This is a genomic window from Cellulomonas iranensis NBRC 101100 = JCM 18110 (genome assembly GCF_001552375.1).
Lineage (GTDB): Bacteria > Actinomycetota > Actinomycetes > Actinomycetales > Cellulomonadaceae > Cellulomonas > Cellulomonas iranensis.
In genome coordinates this window covers 15645-33575 of sequence record NZ_BCRB01000039.1, presented here as the reverse complement: position 1 = coordinate 33575, position 17931 = coordinate 15645, and the positions used below count along the sequence as shown (strand labels likewise).

Below are 17931 nucleotides of genomic sequence, written 5' to 3'. Positions count from 1 at the left end.
GGGCTGCGGCGGGACGGGCGGCCCGGCGGGCGCGTCGGCCCCGGGCGGCAGGTACCCCGTGCCGGGGGCCGAGGGCGGCGGACCGACGGGCGGCGCGGGCGGTGCGACCGGCTCGGGCCAGCCGGACACGACTCCCCCGGTCTCGGCGAGCAGGTTCCGGGCCTTGTGCGCGTGCTCGGCCTGGCACAGCACCGAGTACGACGTCGCGACGATCTGGCTCGCGGACGCGAAGTCCCGCCGGCCGCGCGTGAACGAGTAGCCGATGACCGACAGCAGCAGGCCGAACGCACCGCCGAGCAGGATCGCGGGCAGCATGATGCCGGGCCCGCCGGTCGGCGAGAACAGCGTGAGGATCAGGCCCACGAACAGCCCGAACCACGCGCCGGAGAGGAAGCCGCCGAGCGCCGCGCTCGGGTAGGAGAGCCGCCGGATGACGCGCTCGACCATGCGCAGGTCGCTGCCGACGATCGTCACGGCGCGCACCGGGAACGACTTCTCGGCGAGCAGCTCGACGGCCTTCTGCGCCTCGAGGTAGGTGCCGTAGCGCGCGACGGTCTCGCCCGTCGGGAGCGTGGGCGTCGTCGGGATCCGCTGGGGCTGCGTGAACGCCATGGGGTGATCCTCCCGCACGAGTCTGGGAGCCGCCAGGGAGCGGGCCGGACGCGGCAGCCGCACGGCCCGGCCCGCTGTCGCCCGGCGTCACGCCGCGGACGCGGGACGTCCACCGCGCGCGCCGGGGCACGTCCGGCCGGGCGGGGGTCCGGCGTCTAGGCTGACGGCCGTGAGCAGCGTCGGGACCCGGGTGTTCGTCGCGCGCCTCGCCGGGACCACCGTGTTCGACCCCATCGGGGACGAGGTGGGGCGGGTGCGCGACGTCGTCGTGCTCGTGCGCCTCACGGGTGCGCCGCGCGCCGTGGGGCTGGTCGTCGAGGTCCCTGGGCGCAGACGCGTGTTCCTGCCGCTCACGCGCGTCACGGCGGTCGACGCGGGCCAGGTCATCTCGACGGGCCTGCTGAACATGCGGCGGTTCGAGCAGCGCGCGTCCGAGACGGTCGTCATGGGCGAGCTGCTGGACCGCACGGTCGAGCTCGCCGACGGCTCCGGGCAGGCCCGCGTCGAGGACGTCGCGATCGAGCTGCAGCGCAACGGCGACTGGCTCGTGACCAAGGTGTTCGTGCGGCGCGTCGACCCGCGCGGCGGGCTGCTGCGCCGCCGCGGCGAGACGCTGCTCGTGCCGGTCGAGGACGTCGTGGGCCTGGGTCGGCCGTCGGCCGCGCAGGGTGCGCAGCTGCTGCTCGCGCAGTACGAGGACCTCAAGCCCGCCGACCTCGCCGACGTGCTGCACGAGATGGGCTCGACCCGACGCCTGGAGGTCGCGTCCGCGCTGGACGACGAGCGCCTCGCGGACGTGCTCGAGGAGCTCCCGGAGGACGACCAGGTCGCGATCCTCGGCAACCTCGAGCGAGGCCGCGCGGCCGACGTGCTCGAGGCCATGGAGCCCGACGACGCCGCCGACCTGCTGGGCGAGCTGCCCGACGACCAGGCCGCCGAGCTCCTCGCGCTCATGGAGCCCGAGGAGGCCAAGGACGTGCGCCGCCTGCTGGCGTACGAGGACAACACCGCCGGTGGTCTCATGACGACCGAGCCGGTGATCCTCGGGCCCGAGACGACGATCGCGGCGGCGCTCGCGCACGTGCGGCGCCAGGACCTGACGCCCGCGCTCGCGTCGCTCGTGTTCGTCGCGCGGCCGCCGCTCGAGACGCCCACGGGGCGCTACATCGGCGTCGTGCACCTGCAGCGCATGCTGCGCGAGCCCCCGCACGAGTCGATCGGGCAGATCGTCGACACCGACCTCGAGCCGGTCGCGGTCGACGCGCCGCTGCTGTCGGTGACGCGCCAGCTCGCGACGTACAACCTGCTCGCGCTGCCGGTGGTCGACGAGCAGCGCCGCCTGCTGGGCGCGGTGTCGGTCGACGACGTGCTGGACCACCTGCTGCCGGACGACTGGCGCGAGACCGACGACGTGCACGCGGGGCCGCCGACGCGTCCCACGCCCGTGGTGCGCAGCGGGCCGCCGGGGGTGACCCGTGGCTGAGCGCCTGGACCAGCCGCGCACGCGCGGCCTGTCGTTGCTGTCGCGGGGCGGCACGCGGGACGAGGACGCGTCGGGCCGGATCTCCGAGTCGATCGCCCGGTTCCTGGGCACGCCGCGGTTCATCGTGTGGCTCACGGTGTTCTGCGTCGTGTGGCTCGCGTGGAACACGTGGGGCCCGCGCGAGCTGCGGTTCGACCAGGCGTCGAACGGGTTCACGGCGCTCACGCTCATGCTGTCGCTGCAGGCGTCGTACGCGGCCCCGCTGATCCTGCTCGCGCAGAACCGGCAGGCGGACCGCGACCGCGTGCAGGCCGAGCAGGACCGGCAGCGCGCCGAGCGCAACCTCGCCGACACCGAGTTCCTGGCGCGTGAGATGGCGTCGCTGCGCATCGCGCTGTCGGAGGTCGCGACGCGCGACTTCGTGCGCTCGGAGCTGCGCAACCTGCTCGAGGACCTGCAGGCGGAGAACGCGGGGCACGAGGACGTGGGCGACGAGCACCGGGCGCCGGACCCGGGCCGGCGGGGCGCGCCCGAGCGCTGAGCGGGCCCCACGGCCCGCGGACCGCCCGTCCGCCCGACCTACGATGGTCGCGTGCCGCCCCTCGACGACTCCTCCCCCGCCGACCCGCTGCTCGACGCCGTGCGCACCGCGCTCGCCGGCGTGCAGGACCCGGAGATCCACCGCCCGGTCACCGAGCTGGGGATGATCCGGTCGGTCGACCTCGAGCCGCGCGACGGGGGCACGTTCGTCGTCGTCGGGCTGGACCTCACGACGCCGGGCTGCCCGCTCAAGGACACGCTGACGCGCGACGTCACGGCCGCGGTCGCGCCGCTCGACGGCGTCGTGGGCGTGCGGGTCGACCTGGGCGTCATGACGGCCGAGCAGCGCAGCGCGCTGCGCACGATGCTGCGCGGCACGGACGCCGAGCCGCAGATCCCGTTCGCGCAGCCGGGTTCGCTGACGAAGGTGATCGCCGTCGCGTCGGGCAAGGGCGGCGTCGGCAAGTCGTCGGTGACGGCGAACCTCGCGGTCGCGATGGCGGCGGACGGGTTGCGCGTGGGCGTGGTCGACGCCGACATCTACGGCTTCTCGATCCCGCGGATGCTGGGCGTCGACCGCCCGCCGACGAAGGTCGACGACATGCTGCTGCCGCCCGAGGCGCACGGCGTGAAGGTCGTGTCGATCGGCATGTTCGTGCCGGTCGGGCAGCCCGTGGTGTGGCGCGGTCCGATGCTGCACCGCGCGCTGCAGCAGTTCCTGGCCGACGTGTTCTGGGGCGACCTGGACGTGCTGCTGCTGGACCTGCCGCCGGGGACGGGCGACATCGCGATCTCGGTGGCGCAGCTGCTGCCGGGCTCGGAGATCGTCGTGGTGACGACGCCGCAGGTGGCGGCCGCCGAGGTCGCCGAGCGCGCGGGGTCGGTCGCGGTGCAGACCCGGCAGCGCGTCGTGGGCGTCGTCGAGAACATGGCGTGGCTCGAGCAGCCCGACGGCTCGCGCCTGGAGCTGTTCGGCGCGGGCGGCGGCGAGCGGGTAGCGGCCAACCTCACGCGCCTGATCGGCTCGGACGTGCCCGTGCTGGGGCAGGTCCCGATCGACGTGCGGCTGCGCGAGGCCGGTGACGGGGGCACGCCCGTGGTGCTGACGGCGCCCGACTCGCCGGGGGCCGTGGCGCTGCGTGAGGTGGCGCGGGGTCTCGCGGGACGCCCGCGCAACCTCGCGGGCCGTTCGTTGGGCCTGTCCCCCGTCGGCCGCTGACCGCCGGGGCGTCTCCCCCGTCCGGCCTCTCCCGGTCGCGCCCGTCAGTGCGGGGTTCTGCCGGTTCTCGACGCCGCGGACCGGCAGAACCCCGCACTCGGGCGTGGAGGGGCCTGCCGACGGTGGGTCACAGACCCCCGGGCTGTTGGTTTTTGTTCGGGCGTGATGGATACTGTTCACATGCTCGCGACGCAGAGGCAGGAGCGCATCCTCGCCGAGGTCCGTGCGCACGGGGCCGTGCGCGTCGCCGACCTCGTCGCGGCGCTCGACGTCTCCGACATGACCGTGCGGCGCGACATCGCCGAGCTCGCGGGTGCCGGACTCGTCCGGCGCGTGCACGGCGGCGCGGTCGCCCCCGAGACGCCCGCGCGCTCGACCGACGAGCCCGGCTTCGAGGCCAAGCGCACGTGGGCGTCCGCCGAGAAGGCCGGCGTCGCGCGGGCGGCGCTCGCCGACGTCGAGCCCGGCCAGTCGCTCGCGCTGTCGGCGGGGTCGACGACGTGGCTGCTCGCCTCGATGATCGCCGCCGACCCCGCGCTGCGGCCCCTCACCGTCGTCACCAACGGCCTGCGGGTCGCCGACGTCCTGCACGGCGCCGACGACGTCGAGGTCGTCCTCACCGGCGGGACCCGCACGCCCTCCGACGCGCTGGTCGGGCCCGTCGCCGACGCGACCCTCGCGAGCCTGCGCGTCGACCGCGCGTTCCTCGGCGTGCACGGCCTGGACACCGACGGACCCACGACCCCCAACCTCGCCGAGGCCGCGACCGACCGCGCGCTCGTGCGCTGCGCGGCCGCGACGACCGTGCTCGCCGACCACACCAAGTGGGGCACCGTCGGTCTCGCCCGCATCTGCGGGTTCGACGAGATCGACACGCTCGTCGTCGACACCGGGCTGTCCGCCGACGCCCGCACCCACCTCGAGGCCGCCGTCGACCGGCTGATCCTCGCAACCCCCGCACCCGTCACCGGAGACGCCCCGTGAGCACCCCCGACAGCCCCTCGGACAGCACCGCGCCCGACCTCGCCGCGCGCGTGCGCCGCACGTCCACCCGCCTGGCCGACGGCCGCGAGCTCCTCTACTTCGACGACTCCGAGCCGTACGTCTCGGGCGCCGCGACGCGACGCCTCGACGACCCGCGCCCGCTGCCGGACCGGTTCGCACCGGTCGTCGACGCGGACGGCGTCGCGCACCCCGTCACCGGCCCCGAGCTGCGGCTGGACCCGCTCACGGGCGAGTGGATCCCCATGGCCGCGCACCGCATGAACCGCACGTTCCTGCCCCCGGCCGACGCGAACCCGCTCGCCCCCGCCAAGCCCGGCGCGACGTACCAGGACGGCGAGATCCCCGACACCGACTACGACGTCGTCGTGTTCGAGAACCGGTTCCCCTCGCTCATGGCCGTCCCCGGCGTCGACGACGCGACCGAGCTCGTCGACGGCGAGCCGCTGTGGCAGCGCCGGCCGGCGAACGGCCGCTGCGAGGTCATCTGCTTCTCGTCCGACCCGACCGCCTCGCTCGCCACCGTGAGCCCGCGCCGCATGCGCACGATCGTCGAGGCCTGGACCGACCGCACGCGCGAGCTGTCCGCGCTGCCGGGCGTCGAGCAGATCTTCTGCTTCGAGAACCGCGGCAAGGAGATCGGCGTCACGCTGCACCACCCGCACGGGCAGATCTACGCGTTCCCCTACGTCACGCCGAAGACCCGCGCGATGCTGCGCCAGGCGCGCGCGCACCACGACGCGACGGGCCGCGTGCTGCTGCGCGACGTGCTCGACGCCGAGCTGCGGCACCGCGAGCGCGTCGTGCTGGAGTCCGAGCACTGGGTCGCGTACGTGCCGTACGCCGCGCGCTGGCCCGTCGAGGTGCACCTCGCGCCGCGCCGCGACGTGCCCGACCTGCCCGCGCTGACGGACGCCGAGAAGGCCGACCTCGCGACGACCTACCTCACGCTGCTGCGCCGGCTCGACCAGTTCTTCGTCGACGGCGACGGGGGCGCGATCCCGCTGCCGTACATCAGCGGCTGGCACCAGGCGCCCGTGCGCGAGGGCCGCGACGTGTCGCGCCTGCACCTGCAGGTGTTCTCGGTGCTGCGCGCGCCGGGCAAGCTCAAGTACCTGGCTGGCGTCGAGTCGGCCATGGCCTCGTGGATCAGCGACACGACCCCCGAGCGCATCGCGCGCCGCCTGCAGGAGCTCGCGTGAGCCCGGCGGGCGACGCCGCCCGGACCCCTGCCACGACCCCTGCCACCACGCCCGCCCCGACCGACGCGACAGCCCCGGAGCACGACATGACGACACCCGTCTGGACCCCCGCGTGGGACCGCACCGAGGGTGAGCGACGCGCGCGCGACCTGTTCGTCGCGACCTACGGCGCCGCTCCCGAGGGCGTGTGGTCGGCGCCGGGGCGCGTCAACCTCATCGGCGAGCACACGGACTACAACGGCGGCCTGGCGCTGCCGATCGCGCTGCCGCACCGCACCTACGCCGCAGTCGCGCGGCGCGACGACGACGTCGTGCGCCTGGTCTCGGCGCAGGAGCCCTCGGGCGTGCGCGAGGTGCGCCTGGCCGACGCGGCACCGGGCGCGGTCGGCGGCTGGGCCGCGTACGTCGTGGGCGTCGCGTGGGCGCTGCGCGAGGCGGGCCACGCCGTGGGCGGGTTCGACCTCGCGATCGACTCGTGCGTGCCGTTCGGCGCGGGCCTGTCGTCGTCCGCCGCGCTCGAGGCGTCGGTGGCGGTCGCGCTCGACGCGCTGCACGGCCTGGGCCTGGCCGGGACGGTGGACGCCGCCGGTGCGGCGACCGACGACGCGGGCCGCGCGACCCTCGCCGCGGTGTGCGTGCGCGCCGAGAACGAGATGGCCGGCGCCCCGACCGGCGGCATGGACCAGGCCGCGTCGCTGCGGGCGCGCGCGGGCCACGCGCTGCTGCTCGACTGCCGCGACGGCGCCGTGCGGCACGTGCCGTTCGACCTCGCGGCGCACGGGCTGGCCCTGCTCGTGGTGGACACGCGCGCCGAGCACTCGCACGTCGACGGCGAGTACGCGCAGCGGCGGGCCGCGTGCGAGGAGGCCGCGCGCCGCCTCGGCGTCGGCTCGCTGCGGGACGTCGCGGACGACCCGCGCGGCGACGCGTGGGCGCTCGAGGCGCTCGCCGCGACGCCCGACGGTGAGGCGCTGGTGCCGCGCGTGCGGCACGTGGTCTCCGAGATCGCGCGCGTGACGGCGTTCGTCGCGGCGCTCGACGCCGACGCCGTCGAGGCCGTGGGCCCGCTCATGGACGCGTCGCACGCGTCGCTGCGCGACGACTACGCGGTGTCGTGCCGCGAGCTCGACGTCGCGGTCGACGCGGCCCGCGCCGCGGGCGCACGGGGCGCGCGCATGACGGGCGGCGGGTTCGGCGGCTCGGCGATCGCGCTGGTCGGGGCGGACGACGTCGCCGGGGTCGCCGGCGCGGTGGCCGCGGCCTTCGCCGAGCGCGGCCTCGCCGCACCCGCGTTCGCGGTGGCCGTCGCGGCACCGCCGGCGGGCTGACGGCCCCGGACCACCGACCCGAGGGCGCTCGCCTCGCGGCGGAGCCCCGTGCACGACCGCGGCGGATCCGGTCGCCGATTCGGGCCCGCTACTCCTCACCGCGTAGTAGCGTGCGACGCGCCAGGTGGCCGACGCGCCCTCCCGTCGCCGCGGTCCGTCGTCGACCCCCGTGAGGAGCACCACGCACCGTGGTCCGCCGATACGTCTTCCCCAGCCTGCGACTGCTCGTCTGGGCGGTGATCGCCGTCGCGCTCGTGAAGATCGCGTTCGCGGGTGCCGACGTCAGCACCCAGGCCACCGGCGAGCAGCCCACCGGCCGCGTCGTCGAGCCGACCGTCGAGGCGACCACGGGCAGCATCACCAACACCGTGAAGGTCACCGCCTCGGTCGCCGCGGACCCGCCGGTCGCCGTCCGCGCCACGCTCGCCGGCACGGTGTCGACGCTGCTGGCGACCGACGGCCAGCACGTCGACGCCGGCACACCCGTCCTCGAGATCCGCCAGGAGACCCCGCGCGACCCGCTCACCAGGACCGACCCCGAGACGGGCGAGACCACGGTGACCGAGCGCGCCCCCAAGGTCGTCCTCGAGAAGGTCACGGCACCGGTCGCGGGGACGCTGTCACTGCCGACCCTCAAGGACCAGGTCGTGTCGGTCGGCGACACGCTCGGCAACGTCGCCCCCGGGTCGCTGTCGGTCACCGGCACGCTCACGCCCGACCAGCAGTACCGCCTCGTCGGCGCGCCGACCGAGGCCCAGGTCACCCTCAAGGGTGGCCCCGCACCGTTCGTGTGCACGCAGCTGCGCGTCGGCGCCGCCGCGCCGCCGCCGGGCGCCGACCCCGCCGAGCCGGGCACGGACGGCGCGTCGGCGTCGGGCACCGTGACGTGCGCCGTGCCCGCGGACGTCACGGCGTTCCCCGGCCTCGGCGCCGACCTCGAGATCGTCAACGGGACGGCCGCGGACGCGGTCGTCGTCCCCGTCACCGCGGTCCAGGGCACCGTCCAGCGCGGCAACGTGTGGGTCGTCGCGTCCCCCGACGCCGAGCCCGAGCAGCGCAGCGTGGGCCTCGGCCTGACCGACGGCGAGGTCGTCCAGATCACCGAGGGCCTCGCGCTGGGCGACCAGGTCCTGCAGTTCGTGCCGGTCCCCGGCGGCGAGGGCGAGGTCGACTGCGCCGACCCGAGCCAGTACGACCCGAGGGTGTGCGGCGGATGAGCCTGCTCGAGCTCACCGAGGTGACGCGGTCGGTGCGGCTGCCCGACGACCGCCTGCTCGAGATCCTGCGGGGCGTGACCCTGACGGTCGGGGCGGGCGAGCACGTCGCCGTGGTCGGGCGCTCCGGCACCGGCAAGTCGACGTTGCTCAACATCCTCGGGCTCCTCGACGCGCCCACGGCCGGCGAGTACCGCCTCGAGGGCGTCCCCATCGGGCGGCTGTCCGGCCGGGAGCGCACGCGCCGCCGGGGCCGCGACTTCGGCTTCGTGTTCCAGCAGTTCAACCTGCTGCCGGGTCGCACCGCGCTGGAGAACGTCGCGGCACCGCTGATGTACGCCCCGGGCCGGCAGTTCTGGCGCCGGCGCGCGATCGCCGCGCAGATGCTCGACCGCGTCGGGCTGGGCGACCGGCTCGACACCATGCCCGAGAAGCTGTCGGGCGGCGAGCAGCAGCGCGTCGCCATCGCCCGCGCGCTCGTCCGCGGGCCGCGCGTGATCCTCGCCGACGAGCCGACCGGCGCGCTGGACGTCGAGACGGGCCAGGAGGTCATGGCGCTGCTCGACGAGATCGCGTCGATCACCGGTGCGGCGCTCGTCACCATCACGCACGACCTGGCGGTGGCGGCCCGCGCGCAGCGCCACTACCGGCTCGCCGAGGGCGTCCTGGTGCCCGTCGACCTGCACGGCGCGGCGCACGAGTGGGTGGGCGACGTGCCGACCCTGCCGGGGACGCGCCGGCTCCCCGGCGCCGCCGTGCCCGAGATCGGCCCCTCCGCCCCCGCGCAGGTGCAGCCGTGACCGGGGTCGTCGGCGCGATCGTCGAGGCCTGGGACGAGCTGCGGCTGCACAAGCTGCGGGTCCTGCTCGCACTCGTCGGCGTGGCCGTCGCGGTCGCCGCGATCACCGCCGTGACGGCGGCGGTCCAGATGCTCACGCAGGGCTACGCCGAGACCCTGGAACGCGACTCGGGCCGGCAGGTCACCCTCGGGGTCGACGCGTGGCCGCAGTCCGAGCAGGCGGCGGCGCCGACCGAGCTCGACGCCGCGTACGCGCGCGCCCTCGAGCGCTACGACATCACGTGGGCCTCGCGCGACTGGTACACCCAGGTCCCGTTCCGCTTCCCCGACGGCACCCGGCGCGTCGACGTGCGGGCCGTGGACCCCGACCTCGCGGTCATGCAGCGCATCTCGGTCGAGGACGGGCGGTGGTTCGCCGACGCCGACGCCGACGCGTTCGCCCCCGTGCTCGTCGTCAACCCGGCGTTCCTCGCCGCGCTCGGCCTCGACGACCTCGCAGGCCACCCGACCGTCCTGCTCGGCGACGACCACCCCGTGCGCGCAGCGATCGTCGGGGTGACGCCGCAGCGCTGGCAGGGCGAGACGCCGCAGGCCATGGTGCTGTACGAGCAGCTCGTGCGCTGGTACGTGCCTGCCGGGACCACCGGCCCGGGCCAGCCCGCGCCGACCCTCAAGGTGTGGGTGCCGCCCGAGGTCGCCGGCGACCTGTCCGACCGGCTGGAGCGCGACGTCGCGGCCGTGCTCCCCGGGTGGCAGGTCAGCGTGTGGGACAACCGCGGGTCCGGGTACAGCGCGCTCGACGGCGCTGCGCGGTGGGTCGCGCTCGGGGTCGGGGGCATCGCCCTGCTGCTCGGCGGCCTGGGCCTCGTGAACATCGCCCTCGTGACCGTGCGCCACCGGATCCGTGAGATCGGGATCCGTCGGTCGTTCGGGGCGACGTCCGGGCGCATCTTCTTCGGCGTGCTCATGGAGTCGGTGGTCGCGACACTCGTGGCCGGGCTCGTGGGCATCGTGCTCGCGGTCGCGGTCATCAAGAACGTGCCCGTCGACGTGCTGTTCGGCGGGGGCATCCAGGACCGCCCGCCGTTCCCCGTCTCGGCCGCGCTGGTCGGCCTGGCGTGCGCGACCGGCGTCGGAGCGCTGGCCGGGCTCATCCCCGCGACGGTCGCCGTGCGCGTCAAGGTGATCGACGCGATCCGCTACTGACCTGGGCCCGGACACCCGTCTCGAGGATGCCAACCCCGGCCTCGGTCTCATACCGCAGAATGACCACCCCGCAACCGGGGCTTCGCTAGGGTCGCCGTGACGCCCGTCGCGGGCGTCGGTGACCGAGTGCCCGATCCTCGCTCGTCGCGACCCCTTCCGAGAGGCCCACCGATGCGTCGTACCACCGTCCTGCCCGTCGCCGCCGCGATCGCGGCGCTCGTCCTCGCGGGCTGCACGAGCGGGGACTCGTCGCCGTCGGACGCCGAGACGGGCCCGCTGACCGCCTTCTTCGAGAAGATCGGGGGCTCCTACGACCAGGACGAGGCGACCGAGCAGCAGCGCCGGGCCGAGGAGATCGTCGCCGCGTGCATGAGCGAGGAGGGCTTCGAGTACTCCCCGAACGTCCCGCAGACCGGGTCGCAGGGCGTCATGGGCGGCGACGACGCGCCCGACTGGGAGTCGCGCGAGTTCGCGGAGCAGTACGGCTACGGCGCGTCGACGAGCGACGAGCTGTTCGGCGGCGCCACGAGCGGCGAGGAGCAGGTCGACCCCAACGCCGACTACGTCGCCGGCATGTCCGAGGGCGAGCAGACCGCGTTCTACGAGGCGCTGTACGGCGCGGCCCCCGAGGTCGACCCCGACGCCGACCCCGAGGCGGAGGCCGAGTACGAGTACAACTGGGAGGAGGCCGGGTGCCAGGGCAAGGCCCAGCACGAGGTCTACGAGGAGAACCAGCTCTGGGACGACCCGGCGATGAAGCAGCTCAGCGACGAGATGAGCGCCGAGTACGAGAACATGGCCGACGACCCGAAGCTCCGTGAGGCGCAGGAGAAGTGGGCCTCGTGCCTCGCCGACGCGGGCTACGACTTCGCGACGCCCGACGAGGCACGGCAGAGCGTCTACGACGAGCTCAGCGGTCTGTACGACTCGGTCGCACCGCCGGAGGGCGCCACCGACGAGGAGCTCGCGAACTTCGACTACCAGCCCGACGCCACGAAGATGGCCGAGCTGAAGAAGAAGGAGATCGCGCTCGCGACCGCGGACTGGGAGTGCAAGGACTCCGCCGGGTACGCCGACGCCCTGAAGGCGGCCAACCTCGCGCTGGAGAAGCGCATGTGGGACAAGTACGGCGCGCAGCTCCAGGCGATCGCCGACAAGCAGACCGCGTCGAAGTGACGCGACGCACCGAGCAGAAGAGTTCATCGTGAGCACGGTCTCGAGCCATGTCAGCGGCGGCCGCCGCACCATCGTCGCCATGGCCGTCGTCGCCGTGGTGTGCCTCGCGGCGGGCCTCGGGCTGTCGCGCCTGATCGTGTCGCCCGGGCAGGCGGCCGCCAACGCCGCCGCCCCCACGGCCGGGCCCATCACGGTCCCCGTCGAGAGCCGCGTCATCGGCAACGAGGTGGTCCTGCGCGGCGACGTCGGCTACGACGACCCGGTCGACCTCACGGTCGAGGTCGGCGACCTCGGCGGCCCGGCCGTCGTCACCGGTCAGGTCAAGGAGGTCGGCGCGACCGTCGACCCCGCGACCGTGGTGCTCGAGGTCGCGGGCCGCCCCGTGATCGCCCTGCCCGGCGACCTGCCCACGTACCGCACGCTGCGCGCAGGGGTCTCCGGGCCCGACGTGCAGCAGCTCAAGGCCGCGCTGCGCGCGGTCGGGATCGACGGCGGCGACCCGGGGGGTGCGACCTACGACTCGACCACCGCCGCCGGTGTGCGCGCCCTGTACCAGAAGGTCGGCTACGAGTCCCCCACCGGCGGCGAGGAGGTCACGGGCGCCGTGCGCGCCGCGCAGGAGGCCGTGACCAGCGCGGAGGCCGGCGTGCGCAGCGCGCAGTCGGCGCTCGCGACCGCGGGCCGGGGCGGCGCCGCGGGGCAGTCGGTCGCCCAGCTCGACGGCGCCGTGCGGGTGGCCGAGGCCGAGCTGACGTACCTGCGCCAGGAGTGCGCGAAGCCTCCGGTGCCGATGACGCCCGACGGCGCCGAGCCCGGCCCGCAGTACCGGGACCCCTCGGTCGCGAGCTGCGCGGCCCCGGCGTTCGTCGCCGCCGAGTCCGCGCTCGGCACGGCGCGGGCCGAGCGCGCCGCGCTCGACGTCGCGCCGGACACCACCGCCGAGCGTGACGCCGTGCGGTCGGCCCAGGACCAGCTCAAGGCCGCACGCGACGCGCTCGCCGAGGCGCAGACCGACGCGCTCACCCCGCTGCCGGCCAACGAGGTCGTGTACCTGCCGTCGCTGCCGCGGCGCGTCGACGCCGTCTCCGTCGAGCGCGGCGGGGTCGTCCAGGGCAAGTTCATGAGCGTGTCCGGCGCGACGGTGCAGGTCACCGCCACCGCGTCGCGCGCCGACGCCGAGCTCCTCACGCCCGGCACGGTCGGCACCATGAGCGTCGACGGCGCCGACGTCCCCGTGACGGTCGCCGAGGTCACGGAGCCCGACGCGAAGCCGGACGCCGCGTCCGGCACCGGGTCCGACGACGGCGCGAAGGCCCCCGCGGGCGACCGCCGCCGGGTCGTCTTCACGGTCGGCGACCTCACGCCCGAGCAGCTCACGTCGATCCAGGGCAGCAACGTGCGCGTGCGCGTGCCCGTCAGCTCGACCGACGGCGAGGTCCTCGCGGTCCCGCTCGCGGCGCTCACCGCGGGACCGGGCGGCGAGAGCCGGATCGAGGTCATGGCGGACGGCACGAGCACGCTCGTCGAGGTGACCACCGGCCTCGCGGCCTCGGGGTTCGTCGAGATCAGCGACGCGAAGCAGCCGCTCAAGGCGGGCGACCTCGTCGTCGTGGGAGTCAGCGCCGCAGCCGACGGCGGCGGTGGCGACGACGGGTCGGACGAGTCCGGGGAGGACGCGTGACGGTCCTGGACCTGCTCGGCGACGCGCCCCCGGAGTCGCCGTCCGAGGTCCCGCCGGTCGTCGAGCTGCGCGGCGTGACGCGCCAGTTCCCCGGCGACCCGCCCGTGCACGCCCTGCACCCGGCCGACCTGCGCGTCGGCGCCGGTGAGTACCTGTCGGTCGTGGGGCCCTCGGGGTCCGGGAAGTCGACGCTGCTCAACCTGCTGGGCCTGCTGGACCGGCCGTCGGACGGCGAGTACCTGCTCGACGGCATCCCGACGGCGCACGCGGGCGAGCGCGAGCGGGCCGCGCTGCGGGCCGGGCACATCGGTTTCGTCTTCCAGGCGTTCCACCTGCTGCCGCACCGCTCGGTGCTGGAGAACGTGCTGCTCGCGACCATCTACAGCGGTGTGCCGCGCGCGGAGCGCCGCGACCGCGCCGTCGCCGCGCTCGAACGCGTCGGCCTGTCCCACCGCCTCGACTTCCCGCCGACCGTGCTGTCGGGCGGCGAGCGCCAGCGCACCGCCGTCGCACGGGCCGTGGTGTCGCAGCCGCGCGTGCTCCTCGCGGACGAGCCGACCGGCAACCTGGACTCGGAGAGCTCGGAGGCGGTGCTCGAGCTGTTCGACGAGCTGCACGCCGGTGGCCTCACGCTGCTCGTCATCACGCACGAGGACGACGTGTCGGCGCGCGCGCAGCGGCGCGTCCGCATCGCCGACGGGCACCTGCGGGAGATCGCATGACCGCCGTCGCGCAGCGCGTGCCCCGCACCGACCGGTTCGGCCCGCGCGACCTGCTCGCCGAGGCGGCGGCCGGAATCGGCGCCCGGCCGGGCCGTCTGGTCCTCACGATCCTCGGCACGGTGCTCGGCATCGCGTCGGTCGTCGTGACGGTCGGGCTCGCGCAGACCGCGGCCGGTCAGATCAACAAGCAGTTCGACGCGGTGGCCGCGACGCAGGCCGTCGCGAAGCCGGCCACCAACCGCGGGTTCGACGGCAACGAGCGCTCGCTCGCCCCGCTGCCGTGGGACGCGCCCGACCGCGCCGAGCGGCTCAACGGCGTCGACGCCGCCGCGCTCGTCGCCGAGGTCGACGCCGGCGACCGGGACGTCACCGCCGTGCCCGTGCACGACCCGTCGGCGGCGCGGGTCACGAGCCCCACGCTGCTGGCGACGACCGCGCACGCGCTCGACGCCCTCGACGGGCGGGTCGTGCAGGGCCGCTTCTTCGACGAGGGCCACGACGCGCGCGGCGACCGCGTCGTGGTGCTCGGTGTCGACGCGGCGCAGCGCCTGGGGGTGAGCCGGGTCGACCGCCAGCCGTCGATCTTCATCGGCGACCGCGCCTACCAGGTGATCGGCGTGGTGGACGGCATGGTGCGCCGCACCGACATGCGGTCGGCCGTGGTCCTGCCGATGGGCACCGCACGCGCCGACCTGGGTCTCACGTCGGCGCAGGAGCTGCACCTGCACATCGCGGTGGCCGCCGGCCCCGTGGTGGCGTCCCAGCTGCCGACCGCGCTGAACCCGAACTCTCCGGAGACGGTGACGGTCCAGGCACCGCCGTCGACGTCGTCGGTCCGCCAGAGCGTCCAGGCGGACATCAACACGATCTTCCTGGCCCTGGGTGCCGTCGCCCTCCTCATCGGCGGGGTGGGCATCGCGAACGTCACGCTGCTGTCGGTGCTCGAACGGGTCGGCGAGATCGGCCTGCGCCGCGCGCTGGGGGCGACGCGGCGGCAGATCGCCGCGCAGTTCATGGTCGAGTCCGTGGTGGTCGGGCTGCTCGGCGGCATGGTCGGCGCGGCGCTCGGCGTCGCGGCCGTGACGACCGTGTCCGCCGTGCAGAGCTGGACCCCGATCCTCGACCTGCGCATGGTCGGCGTCGCCGCCCTCGCGGGCGGGTTCATCGGCCTGCTGGCGGGGCTGTACCCGTCGCTCAAGGCCGCGTCGATCGAGCCGATCTCGGCGCTGCGCGGCGGGGTCTGACGGACCCCTCCGCCTCGCGACGACGGCGGCCCGCGGACCTGGTCCGCGGGCCGCCGTCGTGCGGGGTCAGAGCGCGTACTCCGCGACGAGCGGGGCGTGGTCGGAGAACCGGGCGTCGTACGTCGCGGCACGGTCGACCGTCACCGTGCGTGCGAGCTCCGCGAGCGCCGGCGTCGCCAGCTGGTAGTCGATGCGCCAGCCCGCGTCGTTGTCGAACGCCTGCCCGCGCCACGACCACCACGTGAACGGCCCGGGGCCGTCGCCGCCGTGCTCGCGACCGAGGTCGCGCCACCCGAGGTCGTCGAACCAGCGGTCGAGGTAGGCGCGCTCCTCGGGCAGGAAGCCCGCCTTCTTGACGTTGCCGCGCCAGTTCTTGATGTCGACCTCGCGGTGCGCGATGTTCACGTCGCCCGCGACCACCGCGAGACGCCCGTCGGCCGCGAGCTCGGCGAGCCGCGCGGTGACGTGCTCGAGGAACGCGAACTTCTCGTCCATCGACGGCGTCCCGACCGTCCCGGAGTGCAGGTACGCCGACACGACCGTCAGCGTCCGGGCGGGTGTCCCGTCCTCCCCCGCGACCTCGAGGTCGGCCTCGACCCACCGGCCGGCGTCCCCGGTGACACCCGTGCCGAGCCCGATCCGCACGGCGCTCATGGGCAGCCGGGTCGCGATCGCGACGCCCGCCCGCCCCTTGGCGTGGCCGGCCTCGTGCGCGAGGTGCCACTCGTCGGGCGAGAGGTGGTCGGCGAGGATCTCGTCGCTGCCGCGCACCTCCTGCAGCAGCAGCACGTCCGGCTTGCGGACGTCGAGCCATTCCCCCATGCCGCGCCGGAACGCGGCGCGGATCCCGTTGACGTTGACCGTGGCGACTGTCAGCACGCGGCCATCCTGCCCCACGCCACCGACACCGCCGGCGGCCCCCGGGGCGGTCGTGGCGGGTCTCACTCCCCCGCGTAGGCGGCCTCGAGCGCGGCGACGTCGAGCTTCGTCATCTGCAGCATCGCCTGCGTCGCGCGCTGCACGCCCGCGGCGTCGGGGCGACCCATGATGTCGTCGAGCGCGCGCGGGACGACCTGCCACGAGACGCCGAAGCGGTCCTTGAGCCAGCCGCACGGACCGTGCGACCCGCCGTCGGCGGCCAGCGCGTCCCAGTAGCGGTCGACCTCCTCCTGCGTGTCGACCGCGAGGACGAACGAGAACGCCTCGTCGAGCGTGAAGGACGGCCCCGCGGTCAGCACGGTGACGGCGTGCCCGTCGAGCTCGAGCTCGACGACGAACGGTGCGCCGGGCTCGACGTCGGGCACGCCCTGCGCCGCGGGGACGACGCGGGTGATGCGCGAGTTCGGGACGACGGACACCCAGAACTCGGCGGCCTCGGCCCCGCGCTCGGGGAACCACAGGTGGGTGCGGATCGCGGTCATGGTCGGCTCCTCGTCGCGTGCGGGTGGACGACGGGGCAGACCCGCGGCACGCGCCGAACTCATCGCCGCCCGAGCTCGTCACCGCCCGGCCGCGCCGCAGCACCGGCACCGCTCCTCCGGGCTCGCGCCGCACCGGCACCGGACGCGACGAGGCCCGGACGCTCGCGCGTCCGGGCCTCGTGCCGGCGGTCGTTCAGCCGGCCTGACGCTCGGCGGTGTCGACGACGTTCTGCAGCAGCATCGCGCGCGTCATGGGCCCGACGCCCCCGGGGTTGGGGCTGACCCACGACGCGACGTCCCAGACGTCGGGCGCGACGTCACCGACGACGCGGCTCTTGCCGGTCTCCGGGTCGGTGGCGCGCGAGACGCCCACGTCGACGACCGCGGCACCGGGCTTCACCATGTCGGCCGTGACGATGCCGGGCACGCCCGCGGCCGCGACGACGACGTCCGCGTGGCGCGTGTGCGCCGCGAGGTCGGCGGTACCGGTGTGCGTGAGGGTGACGGTCGCATTGATCGCGCGACGCGTGAGCAGCAGCCCGATCGAGCGGCCGACGGTCACGCCGCGCCCGACGACGACCACGTCGGCCCCCGCGAGCGGGACGCCGTGCCGCTCGAGGAGCTCGACGATGCCGGCCGGCGTGCACGGCAGCGGCGAGTCGATCTCCTCGTTGACGCGCAGCACGAGCCGGCCCAGGTTCGTCGGGTGCAGGCCGTCGGCGTCCTTGGCCGGGTCCACGAGCTCGAGCACGCGGTGCGTGTCGATGCCCTTCGGCAGCGGCAGCTGCACGATGAACCCGGTGCACGCGGGGTCGTCGTTGAGGCGGCGCACGGCGGCCTCGATGTCGGCCTGCGTGGCGTCGGCGGGCAGGTCCTCGCGGATCGAGGCGATGCCGACCTCGGCGCAGTCCTTGTGCTTGCCGTTGACGTACCAGCGCGAGCCGGGGTCGTCGCCGACGAGCAGGGTGCCGAGCCCGGGCACCACGCCGCGCGCGGCGAGCGCCGCGACGCGCGTGGTGAGCTCGGCCTTGAGGGCGGCCGCGGTCGCGGTGCCGTCGAGCTTCTGAGCGGTCATCGGGGTC

The 17931-nt window shown here is 75.3% G+C and carries 17 protein-coding genes; 13 read left to right on the top strand and 4 right to left on the bottom strand.

Annotation, left to right across the window (positions count from 1 at the left end):
* The coding region (locus tag CS2_RS10025) for a YflT domain-containing protein (RefSeq protein ID WP_174524299.1) at positions 1 to 612 on the bottom strand (612 nt) is incomplete at its 3' end.
* A 169-nt stretch (positions 613 to 781) separates the two neighbouring features.
* Between CS2_RS10025 and CS2_RS10020 the strand changes: the two genes are divergently transcribed.
* The 13 genes from CS2_RS10020 to CS2_RS09960 all read left to right on the top strand — a co-directional run bounded on the left by CS2_RS10020 (position 782) and on the right by CS2_RS09960 (position 15428).
* Positions 782 to 2095: a magnesium transporter MgtE N-terminal domain-containing protein gene (locus CS2_RS10020; protein WP_070319869.1), complete on the top strand. Its 1314-nt coding sequence runs from the start codon at positions 782 to 784 to the stop codon at positions 2093 to 2095.
* Entirely contained in the window at positions 2088 to 2636 is a 549-nt protein-coding gene (locus CS2_RS10015; RefSeq protein WP_070319868.1) for a DUF1003 domain-containing protein, read from the top strand. The genes CS2_RS10020 and CS2_RS10015 overlap by 8 nt, the downstream gene beginning before the upstream one ends.
* 51 nt (positions 2637 to 2687) lie before the next feature.
* Positions 2688 to 3854 (top strand): Mrp/NBP35 family ATP-binding protein, encoded by a 1167-nt coding sequence (locus CS2_RS10010; RefSeq protein ID WP_070319867.1) that lies wholly within the window; start codon positions 2688 to 2690, stop codon positions 3852 to 3854.
* A 180-nt stretch (positions 3855 to 4034) separates the two neighbouring features.
* The gene (locus CS2_RS10005) at positions 4035 to 4838 is read left to right on the top strand and encodes a DeoR/GlpR family DNA-binding transcription regulator (RefSeq protein WP_070319866.1); all 804 of its coding nucleotides are present in this window, start codon (positions 4035 to 4037) and stop codon (positions 4836 to 4838) included.
* Positions 4835 to 6058, top strand: a complete 1224-nt coding sequence (gene galT / locus CS2_RS10000) for a galactose-1-phosphate uridylyltransferase (RefSeq protein WP_070319865.1) — start codon at positions 4835 to 4837, stop codon at positions 6056 to 6058. Before CS2_RS10005 ends, galT begins: the two co-directional genes overlap by 4 nt.
* A gap of 86 nt (positions 6059 to 6144) precedes the next feature.
* Entirely contained in the window at positions 6145 to 7386 is a 1242-nt protein-coding gene (galK, locus tag CS2_RS09995; RefSeq protein WP_070319864.1) for a galactokinase, read from the top strand.
* A gap of 188 nt (positions 7387 to 7574) precedes the next feature.
* Complete coding sequence (locus CS2_RS09990) at positions 7575 to 8603, top strand: permuted SH3 domain-containing protein (protein WP_070319863.1); 1029 nt, start codon at positions 7575 to 7577, stop codon at positions 8601 to 8603.
* Entirely contained in the window at positions 8600 to 9400 is an 801-nt protein-coding gene (locus tag CS2_RS09985) for an ABC transporter ATP-binding protein (protein WP_070319870.1), read from the top strand. The genes CS2_RS09990 and CS2_RS09985 overlap by 4 nt, the downstream gene beginning before the upstream one ends.
* Positions 9397 to 10605, top strand: a complete 1209-nt coding sequence (locus CS2_RS09980) for an ABC transporter permease (protein WP_070319862.1) — start codon at positions 9397 to 9399, stop codon at positions 10603 to 10605. The genes CS2_RS09985 and CS2_RS09980 overlap by 4 nt, the downstream gene beginning before the upstream one ends.
* A gap of 171 nt (positions 10606 to 10776) precedes the next feature.
* Positions 10777 to 11781: a hypothetical protein gene (locus CS2_RS09975; RefSeq protein WP_070319861.1), complete on the top strand. Its 1005-nt coding sequence runs from the start codon at positions 10777 to 10779 to the stop codon at positions 11779 to 11781.
* Positions 11782 to 11809: 28 nt separating this feature from the next.
* The gene (locus CS2_RS09970) at positions 11810 to 13462 is read left to right on the top strand and encodes an efflux RND transporter periplasmic adaptor subunit (protein ID WP_233421140.1); all 1653 of its coding nucleotides are present in this window, start codon (positions 11810 to 11812) and stop codon (positions 13460 to 13462) included.
* Positions 13459 to 14184 (top strand): ABC transporter ATP-binding protein, encoded by a 726-nt coding sequence (locus CS2_RS09965; protein ID WP_082131404.1) that lies wholly within the window; start codon positions 13459 to 13461, stop codon positions 14182 to 14184. The genes CS2_RS09970 and CS2_RS09965 overlap by 4 nt, the downstream gene beginning before the upstream one ends.
* Positions 14181 to 15428: an ABC transporter permease gene (locus CS2_RS09960; protein WP_070319859.1), complete on the top strand. Its 1248-nt coding sequence runs from the start codon at positions 14181 to 14183 to the stop codon at positions 15426 to 15428. The genes CS2_RS09965 and CS2_RS09960 overlap by 4 nt, the downstream gene beginning before the upstream one ends.
* Before the next feature lie 66 nt (positions 15429 to 15494).
* Here CS2_RS09960 and CS2_RS09955 read toward each other — a convergent pair whose 3' ends face one another.
* The 3 genes from CS2_RS09955 to CS2_RS09940 all read right to left on the bottom strand — a co-directional run bounded on the left by CS2_RS09955 (position 15495) and on the right by CS2_RS09940 (position 17924).
* Positions 15495 to 16307, bottom strand: a complete 813-nt coding sequence (locus tag CS2_RS09955; protein ID WP_070319858.1) for an exodeoxyribonuclease III — start codon at positions 16305 to 16307, stop codon at positions 15495 to 15497.
* A 62-nt stretch (positions 16308 to 16369) separates the two neighbouring features.
* Entirely contained in the window at positions 16370 to 16849 is a 480-nt protein-coding gene (locus CS2_RS09950; protein ID WP_070319857.1) for a VOC family protein, read from the bottom strand.
* A gap of 193 nt (positions 16850 to 17042) precedes the next feature.
* Entirely contained in the window at positions 17043 to 17924 is an 882-nt protein-coding gene (locus CS2_RS09940) for a bifunctional methylenetetrahydrofolate dehydrogenase/methenyltetrahydrofolate cyclohydrolase (protein WP_046528873.1), read from the bottom strand.
* Positions 17925 to 17931: the final 7 nt, after the last annotated feature.